Here is a 12,259-nt window from a genome sequence, read left to right on the forward strand (position 1 = left end):
AGTCATCATTATATTTTATTTTTTCTTTGGGTGAACTAATTTCATCTCATCGATCAATCTTTGGCTATCCGCAAATTTATCTACAATGAATAATATGTATCTGGCATCCACCATAATGTTTCTGCAGATTTCAGGATCATAATTATAATCACTCATTGTTCCTTCCCAGACGCGGTCAAAGTTCAGACCAATCAGATTTCCTTTGGCATCTATCACTGGGCTTCCTGAATTCCCGCCGGTTGTATGATTGGTTCCAATAAAATTCACAGGCATTTTACCATCATCGGCATAATCTCCAAAGTCTTTATTGTTATAAAGTTCAATCAATTTTTCAGGAACATCAAATTCATAATCACCGGGCTGGTACTTTTCTAATACACCTTCTAGGTATGAGACAGGCTGGTAAACTACTGCGTCTTTAGGCTGATATCCTTGAACTTTTCCATAAGTAACTCTTAAAGTACCATTGGCATCAGGAAAAAATCGCTCATCCGGAAAAGTTTCAATCAAGGCCTTCATATACACTTTTTGAACTGCTTTGATCTGAAGGTTTAGATCTTGGTATTTTGGATCGATGTTTTGATAGAAATTATCAACCAATGTTTTACCAAAAGCATAACCCGGATCTTCATTTATTTTTTTGATCACCTCATCTGAAGAACCTGAAAGCATGGTAGTCATAGCTTCTAAGTTTGTAAGACTAGAATTAGTGTATATACTTTTAGATAATTCTGAAATATCCGCACTTTTTAGTGATTCACTCAGATAAGCTTGAGGACTTTCATCCTTATATAAAGTCAGTAGCTTTTCAAATACGTCTTGATCAACATCTGCATTATAGTTTTTATAGAAACCTTTATAAGAATTTAATAGCGTGGTTCTTGCCTCATCAAACTCATCAGGGTTTTTTAAAATACTTCTCTCAAATCTATACAGTTTAACTGTGGCATTTAAAATTTCTACATTTCTGTATACTACTTCAACCCAATAATCACGAGCAACTGAAACTTCTTCAATATCATTATATAATTTATCAAAGTCATTTAACAAAGAAGCATATTCAGGTTTGTTCTTGTTTTTTTCTTGAAACTCAACTTCAAGAGCTTGCTTTTTTTCTACAGCCTTCGATTTTGTTAATCCTTGACTCTCTCCAATCCATTTTTTCCAATAATTGGCAATTCGAGCATATTTTGAAGCATATTGAATTTTGATCGTGGCATCTTTTCTCATATAGCCATCAACTATCTTAAGAGATTCATCCCTTATTTTAATTTTTGGAGGATTCAATTTGTTCACTATTTGATCGATGGCAACTGAAGGAAGGTACTCACTTGTTCTTCCAGGGAAACCAAATACCATTGTAAAATCATTTTCTGATACCCCGTCTAATGAGATAGGAAGGAAATGTTTCGGATCATAAGGCACATTGTCTTCACTGTATTCAGCTGGCTGATTTTGTTTGTTGGCATAAATTCTAAACAATGAAAAATCACCAGTATGACGCGGCCACATCCAATTATCAGTATCAGAACCAAACTTCCCGATAGAAGTTGGAGGCGCCCCAACCAGTCTGATGTCTTTAAATGTTTCAGTCACAAATAAGAGGTACTGATTTCCATCGAACATTGACTTGACTTTAAGGTCTTGCCATGTTTCTTTTTTGGCTTTTTCCTTAGCCTTGTTAATATGTTGGTCAATTAATTGTTGTTGCTCTTTAAGACTGGCCGAACTGGGAATGTCTTTTAAAACTTCTTTTGTGATATCGTCAATTCTAACAATAAGCGTAGCCACCATCCCTTTATTAGGAAGTTCGTCATCCATTGTTTTAGCCCAGAATCCATCTTCAAGATAATCATGCTCTACTGAAGAATGTGATTGTATCGCACCATATCCACAGTGATGATTCGTTAAAAGTAATCCACTATCTGAGATGATCTCCGAAGTACAGCCTCCGTTAAAATGAACAATAGCATCTTTTAAGCTGGAATGATTCACGTCATAAATATCTTTAGCGCTCAATTCGCTACCAAGACTTTTCATTTCTTTTTCGTTCATACCTTCTAGTAGTGAAGGTATCCACATGCCCCCTTGCTGGGCATTAATTTGCAGTACAAGGAAGAGCATAAGTATTTTAATGATTTTCATTGAATTGTATTTTGAATTAGTAAAAAGTACTTGCCAAAGTTACTATTTTTGAAGGCGATTTTCAGTTGTTTTTGAAAGATTAATTCTTTTTAAACGGGTTTTTGCTCTCTAACCAATCCATGCCTTTTTCAAAAGATTTTGGAGGATCAAATCGGTACCCAACAAATATCTTAAAATACCCTCTCACGCTATCAAATTGAATAACTGATTGTTCATCTCTGTTGGTAGCATTACCCACTAAGGCAGTACCTCCGTAAAAACGCTTAGAGTTATAGCCTAAGCCAATTTGTGTGCTAATATTACCGACTAAATTTGTGTGCCGTGAAGTGACGTCTGGCAAATCATCTCCCACTCTGGTTATCAATTTGTTAAATTCAACCCCCAGACCTCCTGACAAACCAAGGTTAGAATACCAGTTTTTATTAATTACAAAGGTGTAGTAATAACCTGCATTAAGGATGGTAAAAAAGCTTTTTATATCCTGTGGTGTGGTTTCATCTGTAATTTCAAAATAACCATAATAAAGGCTGGGTATAAAACTTCCTGCGCTCTTTGTTTGAATTTCATTCTGATTGACAACGGCTTTGAATGAATAGTTTTCGTTAAACCTATATAAAGTAGTTCCTGTTATATTTAATGTTTTGAGATCAGGTAAAATAATGTAGTCATTGTTAATTTCAATGAGATTCAAATTTGATTCATCGAAAGCTTCAATATAATAGCCTTTAATTTTATTAAACTCAAAATTTTGCAGAAAATCTTTATAAAAGATATCTAGCGATAACCTGAATATATTCGTTTTGCCTTTAAGATCAGAATCAGCTCCTTGTAAAAACTTTGGAGAAAATCCCACTTTCAATGACAGAAACCGATAGTTAATGGCAACTGCAAGTCTAAGGTTTGTATTGGGTTTAATTGAATAACTCTCATTGGGGGCATCATAAACATAAGACCTGACATCATTGTCCAGATCTAGTCTAAGGTTCAATGTGTTATTCATTTTGGTAAAATAACTATTGCTGGTTGAGTCTTCTTCTAATTGAGCCATTAGTAGAGCGGGCATTATCAACAAAAAAACAAATAAAAATCGCCTCATAATAAATGGTCAAAACCCGTAATAAATATAAAGCAATAATAAATAAAGATTTGCTTATTACGCATTAATTAGATTGATTTTTAAAATGATTCCACATCCGATATTTCGGTGTTGACATATTAGTTGAAGCTACTAATAGTTAGTTTAATTGTTACTGCACTGATAAAAACAAAGTGTTCAATTTAATGGTACTAAGCTAAAGTCACTCACATCTTTTTCAAAATGTGGTAGATAGGATAAAATTAATTGAAGATGAAAAGGAGTTAAAATGCCAAGAGTTTTTATATATTTAGCCAGCTAAAAAGAACCCTATGACCCGAATTTTACTTGCCATTATAACTTTATTTCTTTTTAATCAATTTAGCTATTCTCAAACAAAATCACCCAAAGAATTTTTAGGATATGAGTTGGGATCTAGATTCTCAAGACATCATCAGGTTGTTGACTATTTTGAATATGTATCGAGCAGTAGTGATAATGTGAAGTTGATAAAGTACGGAGAGACTTATGAGAAAAGATCGTTGAACCTTGCCATTGTAACTTCCCCCAATAACTTTTCTAAATTAGAAGAAATTCGCAACAACCAGCTTCGATCAGCAAGGTTAATTGAAGGTGATTCGGGAGAGCAAGATATTGCCATAGTATGGTTGAGTTATAATGTTCACGGAAACGAATCGGTTAGCACTGAGGTGGCCATGCAAACACTTTTTGAATTGGTCAATCCTGAAAATTCAGAGACAAAAAAATGGTTAGAAAATACAGTTGTGATCATTGACCCTTGTATCAACCCTGATGGCAGAGAACGCTATGTAAATTGGTATTCGCAAAAATCAAATAGTCCTTATAATAAAAATCCAGATGCAATCGAACATCATGAGCCTTGGCCTGGAGGAAGGGCTAACCATTATTTGTTTGATTTGAATCGAGACTGGGCATGGGCAACTCAAATTGAAACAAAACAGCGATTGGTCGTATATAATTCATGGATGCCTCATGTGCATGTCGATTTTCATGAACAAGGTGTGAATTCACCTTATTATTTTGCCCCGGCAGCTAAGCCTTATCATGAAGTGGTTTCTTCCTTTCAAAAGGATTTTCAAAAAGTTGTTGGAAAGAATCACGCTAAATATTTTGATGAAAAAGGCTGGTTGTATTTTACAAGAGAAGAGTTTGATTTATTGTATCCTAGTTACGGAGATACCTACCCGATGTTTAATGGAGCCATTGGAATGACTTATGAACAAGGGGGCAGTGGTGCCGCCGGACTAGGTGTTAAAATTAAGGATGGTAGTGAATTGACATTAAAAGACAGGATAAGTCATCACTTGACTACCGGACTTTCGACTATTGAAGTGAGTTCTATAAACGCAACACTTCTTCAAAATGAATTCAAGCAGTATTTTAAAAAGGCCGAAGAAAAGCCAATGGGCCCTGTTGCATCTTATTTAATTAAAAACCACAAGGATGATAAAATTACCAGTTTAATAAAGTTATTAGACCTGCACGATATTGAATATGGTAATCCGAGTTCAACAGGATCTTTAAAGGGATATAGTTATAAAAAGAACAGTGAATCAAAAGTATCCATTGATCAAAATGATTTGGTTATTAGTTTATACCAGCCCAAATCAAATCTGATAAAGGCTTTGTTTGAGGCTCAGACCAAATTAAATGATTCATTAACCTATGATATCACGGCCTGGTCTTTACCATTTGCAAGAGGTCTTGATGCTTATGCTATCAATAGTAAAATAGAGGCAGCACCTTATAAGATTTCGGAAAATACTGCTGATACACTTTCGATTGAAAAACCGTATGCATATATTTCAAAATGGAATAGTATTGATGACGTGAGTTTTCTTTCATATTTACTTAAAAACAAAGTGAAAGTCAGGTTTACCAATAAGTCATTTAACCTGAATCAGGTCACATACGCACCCGGAACACTACTTTTAACAAGGGCTGGTAATGAGAATTTGAAAGGTTTTGATTCGATAGTTACATCAGGCGCTAAACGATTTGATCGTATGGCAATACCAGCCAAAACAGGAATGGTGACCAGTGGCGTTGATTTTGGGTCGAATAAAGTATCATTTCTGAAAGCACCAAAAGTTGCTGTTTTAGCTGGGGATAATGTTTCTCCTTATAATTTTGGGGCGATCTGGCATTTTTTCGAACAACAAATTGCTTATGAAATCACAGTAATCAACACATCATATCTTTCAAACATACAACTGCACAAGTATAATGTAATCGTTTTACCAACAGGGTATTATAATGATATTATCGATAAAAAAATATTAAAAAAATTGAATACCTGGGTTGAGGCTGGAGGAAAAATAGTAGCCTTTGGCGCTGCGATTTCTGTATTTGAATCATCTGATGATTTTGAAATAGCTAAGTTTGGCAATAAGAAATTGAAGGAGCAAGACAAGAAAAGAAAAGATTCGATAAAGAATAAGTCTCGATTGATAACTTATGATTTAAGAGAAAGAAATTATATATCTCATAAAGTAAGTGGTAGTGTTTTTAAGACATCTTTAGATCATACAAACCCATTAGGTTTCGGCTATATGAATACCTATTATAGTCTTAAAACAAATAGCAGCAGATATGCTTATTTAAAGAACGGTTATAATGTGGGTGTTATTAAGAATAAAACAGATAAGATAAGTGGTTTTGCAGGTAGCAATGCGCTTGCCACTATTGATGAATCATTGGTGTATGGCGTGGAGAAAAAGGGTAAAGGTAGGCTTGTTTATTTGGTAGATGACCCATTGTTTAGAAATTTCTGGGAAAATGGAAAACTACTTTTCAGTAATGCCATTTTTATGGTTGGGAACGATTAATTTAATTTAAAGATATAAATATGGATAATGCACCAATGTTTACGAGTGATACGATAGTGTTTGGTCTGCTTATGATCTCACTGGGAATCATTTTTTACACTTCTTCAAAGAAGGAAGGATTTTGGTTTAAGTTTTATAAAATTGTACCTGCGCTGTTTATGGCTTATATGCTACCAGCGGTTTTGACAACGTTTGGCTTAATAGCTCCTGAATGGGAAACAGTATCCGAATCAGGTGATGTTGAAAAGCATTCTTCTAACTTATATTATATGTCAAGCCGCTATTTACTGCCAGCAGCATTGGTTTTAATGACCTTAAGCATTGATTTGAAAGCAGTTTTTAATTTGGGATGGAAGGCACTTGCCATGTTCTTTACAGGAACGGTAGGTATCGTTATTGGAGGACCGATTGCAATTCTTGCGATGTCAGTTATTTATCCTGAGGCTTTAAATGGGGCAGGACCTGATGCGGTATGGAGAGGTCTTTCAACTCTTGCAGGAAGCTGGATAGGAGGGGGCGCCAATCAAACCGCCATGCTCGAGATCTATGGTTACAATCAAAAGCTATATGGAGGAATGGTATTTGTGGATATCGTTGTGGCCAATATCTGGATGGCGATCATTCTGATTGGAGTCGGAAAATCAAAAGGAATAGACAAATGGTTGAAGTCTGATACGGCGGCAATTGAAGAACTGAAAGAAAAGGTGAGCTCGTTTTCTAAAAAAGTGGAACGTAACCCAAGCTTGACAGACTTGATGATCATGATCGCATTAGCCTTCGGTACTGTTAGTTTGGCTCATTTATGCGCTGGATATCTCAGTGAATTTTTCAGTGATTTTGTGGGTGGTATGGAAAATGTCACCGTAAAAAATATTTTTACTTTTCTAGGATCTTCATTTTTCTGGATGATCAGTTTGTCAACAATAGGAGCGATACTCTTATCATTTACCAAGGCGAGGACCTATGAAGGAGCAGGAGCAAGTAAAATAGGGAGTGTATTTATTTATATTCTGGTGGCTTCTATCGGTATGAAAATGGACCTTACATTGATTCTGGATAATATTGGTTTAGTAGGTATTGGACTTATTTGGATGACTATTCATGCTTTATTACTCATTTTAGTAGCGAAATTAATCAGAGCCCCTTATTTCTTCTTAGCCGTTGGAAGTCAGGCAAATGTTGGGGGAGCGGCCTCAGCCCCTATAGTAGCGGCGGCCTTTCATCCATCATTGGCCACAGTAGGTGTTCTACTGGCAGTATTTGGTTACGCAGTTGGAACAATTGCGGCGATTGGATGCACCATTTTGATGCAATTGGTCTCACCTTAAATCAGTGAATTATGTATCGGATTATTCAATTTTTCTAATATATTTGCGCACTGATAAAAACCAATTATAATGAAGAAGATAGGTCTGTTAATTTTAGGAGCAATTGCTGTTATTGCCTGTAGCAAAGAGAATGAAAACACAATGTATGTAAAGGCATCAGTTAAGGGACTTAAAAAAGGTACTTTTTATTTGCAGAAACAGGTTGATTCACTGATCGTATCAGTTGATTCTATTCATGTTGACGGTACAGAAGATTTCTTAATGACCGATGAGGTAATTAGCCCTGAAATGTATTATTTGACCTTGGGTAATAGCTCGAAAAGAGTTTCATTTTTTGGTGAAAAGGACACGGTAACTATTGTTTCTCAGCTCGATCTTTTTGATGTAAAGGCAAAAATAAAGGGATCAACAAATCAAGACCTGCTTACTAAATTTTCTGACATGCAGAAGAATTTTAACAATCAGAAACTTGATTTGATTAAAGAAGAATATGAAGCCCGTAAAATAGGTAGTCAGGATTCAATTGATCAGGTGGCGGTTAAATTAAAAAAATGGCAGAGAAAAAGGTATTTGTATATGACCAACTTTGCTGTGACCAACTCAGACTATGAAGTAGCTCCATATGTAGCATTGACCGAGCTAGTTAATGCAAATATTAAGTTACTCGATACAGTAAATAAATCGATGAGTCCTAAAGTAAGAGCTTCTAAATACGGACAGCAATTGGTTAAATTTGTCGATGACATTAAAAGTACAGAAGGACAATAATAAGCGTTAAAATCGATTATCGCCATCAAGTAGATCTCCTAGACCTCCAAGGACACTTCCTTCCCCTTTTTGCTTTCCTCCTTTAGAAGGAGCATGAGCTAATATTCTATCTGCTAACCTGCTGAAAGGGAGGGATTGAATGGCAACAGTACCAGGGCCGGTAAGCGTGGCAAAAAATATGCCTTCACCTCCAAAAATAGTATTTCTGATTCCTCCTACAAACTCGATATCATAATTCACAGAAGTACTAAAACCAACGATACAACCTGTATCTACTTTTAATACTTCTCCTGCTTTCAGTTCTTTTTTAACAACGGTACCACTTGCATGCAAAAAAGCCATGCCGTCACCTTCTATTTTTTCCATGATAAAGCCTTCGCCACCAAAAAATCCTCTGCCTAGTTTTTTTGAAAACTCAATACTTATTGAAACACCTTTGGCAGCGCATAAAAAAGCATCTTTTTGACAGATAAAACTGCCTTGAAACTCCTTAAGATTAACAGGGATAATCTTGCCCGGATAAGGGGAGGCAAAAGAAACTTTCCTCTTGGTAGGAGCCGTATTGGTAAAAACAGTCATAAATAGACTTTCCCCTGTCAGTAGTCTTTTCCCGGCTGAAAATAATTTTCCTAAAATATCTTTGGATTGGCCAGAACCATCTCCAAAGATGGTATCCATTTTTACGAGGTCATCCATCATCATAAAGCTACCTGCTTCGGCAACCACACCTTCTTGAGGATCTAGTTCAACTTCGACAAATTGCATTTCCTCACCGTATATTTTATAATCTATTTCATGTGCCTTCATAAGAAAAGGTATTAATTGCTATTTATTTTTTAGATTTTAATTTGATACTCCAAGTGAATTCAAAACTGCTAACCATTTCATTATCTTGATCAAATCCGGTAGCTTTTAAGACAAGGCTTTGGCCTTCTTTTGTATTGATAGCCGTATCTATTACTTTGTCAATGACTGCGCCTTCATCACAAGAAAAAATAATTTTCCCTGTCGCTTTTTTATGAAAACTCCCTTCTTGCTTTACCACTAACATCGATATTTTTGATCCGGATTCCTCTATTTTTTTGATCATAAGGATCCCGGTAACGAGTTCAGCGGCCATACCTTGTGTTGCCCAGTAAAGTGACTTGAATGGATTCTGATTTATCCACCGATGTTTGACGTATGCAGTTGCTTTTTCATCTGTAATACTGCTCACACGGACCCCAGAAATATAGGCAGAAGGCAGTTTAAATAATAAAAATCGGTTTAAATTCTTAACGTTTATTTTCGGCATTTTCTTTCTTTAAGCCCCTAAAGTACAACAAAAATGCGAGTTTTTCTTATTTTTTCAATTGTTAAATAAATGTTAAATTTTAGTACTTTGTATTGCATAGTATTAGTTTTAATCCATATATTTGCATAAGAAAGTATTATATACATTTTAATTATGACACATCGAAACGATAACAACAACGCTTTTTTATTACACTTGTCAGCCTTTTTTGGTTATATATTTCCTTTTGGAGCTGTGGTAGGACCACTAGTGATTTGGGAAATGAATAAAAGAAAAAGTAGCTTTTTGGATAAGAACGGAAAAGAGGCAATCAATTTTAATCTGAGTTATTTGCTGTACACATTTATCTTGGGATTATCCATTATACCTTTTATCGTTAGAACTGTAACTACTGATTTTCATCATTTAGATTTATTTGGAATGATCAGTGTAGGTTCGATCATAGGTGTTTTGGCTGTTATAAAATTTGTATTGATCATTTTAGCTGCGATTAAGGCCAATCAAGGTGAAGTGTATAATTACCCCCTAACTATTAAGTTTTTAAAATAAAAAATTATGATCACAATACTAATCTCAATCGTAATATTTATAGCAAATACTGTACAGTCAGTTTTGTTCTAAGAATGGGTCTTAACAATCATTAATTAAAAGATTAAAAGAGAAAAACATGAAGATTGAAAACACAAAAGCACAAATGCGTAAAGGAGTTTTAGAATTCTGCATCCTGTCTATTTTAGAGAGCGGTGATGCATATACTTCTGAAATTCTGGTCCAGCTAAAAGACGCAAAAATGCTTGTGGTTGAGGGTACAGTATATCCTTTACTTACAAGATTGAAAAACGCTGGACTCTTGACCTATCGTTGGGAGGAATCTACTTCCGGTCCACCAAGAAAGTACTATGGTTTAACTGAAACAGGAAAAATATTTTTGACAGGTTTAAATTCAACCTGGAGTGATTTAGTTAAAGCTGTTAATCTGATTACAAAGAATAATAAATCAAAAACTACAACAAAATGAACAAGACAATAAATATAAATCTAGGTGGCATATTTTTTCACATTGATGAAATTGCTTATCAAAAACTGAAAGGTTATTTAGATTCTATTCGACGTTCTTTAAGTGATGACCCCAAAGGTAGAGATGAAATCATAACGGATATAGAATCTAGAATAGGTGAAATTTTATCGGAAAGAATAAAAGATGTAAGACAAGTCATCAATGAACAAGATATTGATGAAGTAATTGAAGTGATGGGAAAACCAGAAGATTATATGGTTGACGATGAAATCTTCAATGATGATTCTTATGGCAATTACAGCAGTAAAAAAGGCAAAAAACTCTACAGAGATGGTGGAGATAGATTTTTGGGTGGTGTTTCATCAGGAATGGCACATTACTTAAATATTGATGTAATTTGGATCAGGTTGGGTTGGTTAGTTGCAGCCTTTGGATTTGGATTTGGATTTATCGTATATCCTTTATTGTGGATATTACTTCCAGAAGCTAATACTACAGCTGAAAAGCTAGAAATGGAGGGAGCTGAGGTAAACATAACCAATATAGAAAAAAAAATTCGTGATGAGATCTCAGACGCATCAACTCGTGTAAAACACGGTATTGATGAGGTCTCTGATAAGGTTAAGAATGCCGATTACAAGAAGTATGGCAACAGGGCCAAATCAGGTTCACAGGATCTGGTAGATACCTTAGGGAAAGTATTTGTTACCATCTTTATGATCATTGGTAAATTCATTGGCGTTTTATTGATTATTGTAGCCGTGACGACTATTCTGGGGATGTTGATAGGAATGTTCACACTTGGATCTTTGGATTTTATTCATGATGACTGGTTGTTTCGCAACTCTGAAATCTATAATAATTCAGGATTACCAATTTGGTTTTTATCAGTATTAACCTTTGTTCTGATCGCCATACCGTTCTTTTTCTTATTTGCTCTTGGCTTGAGAATTCTTTCAAATAATGCCAAATCAATTGGTAAGACTACAAAACTTTCTTTGTTAGGAATTTGGATCGTTACCTTATTAGTAGCAATTTTCTTTGGAACCAGGCAGTTTATGAATTCAGCCTATGACGGAACCGTAACAAACTCCCAGGAAATTTATTACAGTACCACCGATACCTTGGAAATAAAAATGGTTGACAATAAGGATATTTCAAATAATAGCAAGCTCAAAAGGAACTGGAGGTCGGAGATTGTGTTGGATGCAGATAATCAAGAGAGAATATATTCGAACAATATACGCTTGAATATATTACAATCAGATGATACAACAATGTATGCCAAAGTGCGAAAACTGTCACAAGGACAAAGCAGACAAGATGCTAGGGAGAATGCAGATTTGATAAGTCATGCCTATGAACTTAATGACGAGGAGTTGAGAATTGACGGCTTCTTTTTAGCCGATCTCAATAACAGATTTAGCGAGCAAAGGGTCTATGTTGATCTATATCTCCCAGAAGATCAAATCGTCTATTTGGATAATTCAACAAGAACTTTTCTATACGACGTTAATAATGTACAGAACATCTATGATGATGATATGGCTAAACATTATTTTCAAATGACAAAGGATGGTTTTGCTTGTCTTGATTGTGAAGGGGATGTTATTCATATAGAAGGTGATGATGATTCATTCAATATGAAAATTGATGAAGACGGAGTCCATATTGAAATTCAAGAAGATGGCATGGAAAAATCTGAAGTTAAAATTGATGCCTCAGGTGTTGTCGTAAAAAGTGTAAAAGATAGTGTCTAAT

General features: G+C 35.1%; 10 protein-coding genes. 6 read left to right on the plus strand and 4 right to left on the minus strand.

Going from position 1 to position 12,259, the window contains the following annotated elements; translation table 11 throughout:
- Nucleotides 1-15: 15 nt before the first annotated feature.
- On the minus strand, nt 16-2,145 hold the full coding sequence (locus QWY87_RS12440) for a S46 family peptidase (RefSeq protein ID WP_290291644.1): 2,130 nt from the start codon (nt 2,143-2,145) through the stop codon (nt 16-18).
- 79 nt (nt 2,146-2,224) lie between these two features.
- A complete protein-coding gene (locus QWY87_RS12445) occupies nt 2,225-3,241 on the minus strand; it encodes a DUF4421 family protein (RefSeq protein WP_353959170.1) in 1,017 nt (338 codons plus the stop codon).
- A gap of 311 nt (nt 3,242-3,552) precedes the next feature.
- On the opposite strand from QWY87_RS12445, the gene QWY87_RS12450 reads away from it, so the two are divergent.
- The 3 genes from QWY87_RS12450 (at nt 3,553) to QWY87_RS12460 (ending at nt 8,186) form a co-directional block, all read left to right on the plus strand.
- Nucleotides 3,553-6,090, plus strand: a complete 2,538-nt coding sequence (locus QWY87_RS12450) for a M14 metallopeptidase family protein (RefSeq protein WP_290291647.1) — start codon at nt 3,553-3,555, stop codon at nt 6,088-6,090.
- A gap of 20 nt (nt 6,091-6,110) precedes the next feature.
- Nucleotides 6,111-7,418: a DUF819 family protein gene (locus QWY87_RS12455; RefSeq protein WP_290291649.1), complete on the plus strand. Its 1,308-nt coding sequence runs from the start codon at nt 6,111-6,113 to the stop codon at nt 7,416-7,418.
- 69 nt (nt 7,419-7,487) lie between these two features.
- Nucleotides 7,488-8,186, plus strand: a complete 699-nt coding sequence (locus QWY87_RS12460) for a DUF4369 domain-containing protein (RefSeq protein ID WP_290291651.1) — start codon at nt 7,488-7,490, stop codon at nt 8,184-8,186.
- Between the two features lie 6 nt (nt 8,187-8,192).
- Here the strand turns inward: QWY87_RS12460 and QWY87_RS12465 are convergent, their stop codons facing one another.
- Both QWY87_RS12465 and QWY87_RS12470 read right to left on the minus strand, forming a co-directional pair.
- A complete protein-coding gene (locus QWY87_RS12465) occupies nt 8,193-8,993 on the minus strand; it encodes a TIGR00266 family protein (RefSeq protein WP_290291652.1) in 801 nt (266 codons plus the stop codon).
- A gap of 22 nt (nt 8,994-9,015) precedes the next feature.
- The gene (locus QWY87_RS12470; RefSeq protein WP_290291654.1) at nt 9,016-9,480 is read right to left on the minus strand and encodes a DUF4442 domain-containing protein; all 465 of its coding nucleotides are present in this window, start codon (nt 9,478-9,480) and stop codon (nt 9,016-9,018) included.
- 153 nt (nt 9,481-9,633) lie between these two features.
- Here QWY87_RS12470 and QWY87_RS12475 point away from each other — a divergent pair, with 153 nt between their 5' ends.
- The 3 genes from QWY87_RS12475 to QWY87_RS12485 all read left to right on the plus strand — a co-directional run bounded on the left by QWY87_RS12475 (nt 9,634) and on the right by QWY87_RS12485 (nt 12,258).
- A complete protein-coding gene (locus QWY87_RS12475; protein ID WP_290291656.1) occupies nt 9,634-10,029 on the plus strand; it encodes a DUF4870 domain-containing protein in 396 nt (131 codons plus the stop codon).
- A gap of 118 nt (nt 10,030-10,147) precedes the next feature.
- A complete protein-coding gene (locus tag QWY87_RS12480; RefSeq protein ID WP_290291659.1) occupies nt 10,148-10,498 on the plus strand; it encodes a PadR family transcriptional regulator in 351 nt (116 codons plus the stop codon).
- Nucleotides 10,495-12,258, plus strand: a complete 1,764-nt coding sequence (locus QWY87_RS12485; RefSeq protein ID WP_290291662.1) for a PspC domain-containing protein — start codon at nt 10,495-10,497, stop codon at nt 12,256-12,258. The genes QWY87_RS12480 and QWY87_RS12485 overlap by 4 nt, the downstream gene beginning before the upstream one ends.
- Nucleotide 12,259 lies beyond the last annotated feature (1 nt).

Origin of the sequence: Lutimonas halocynthiae (genome assembly GCF_030409835.1) — a bacterium.
Lineage (GTDB): Bacteria > Bacteroidota > Bacteroidia > Flavobacteriales > Flavobacteriaceae > Lutimonas > Lutimonas halocynthiae.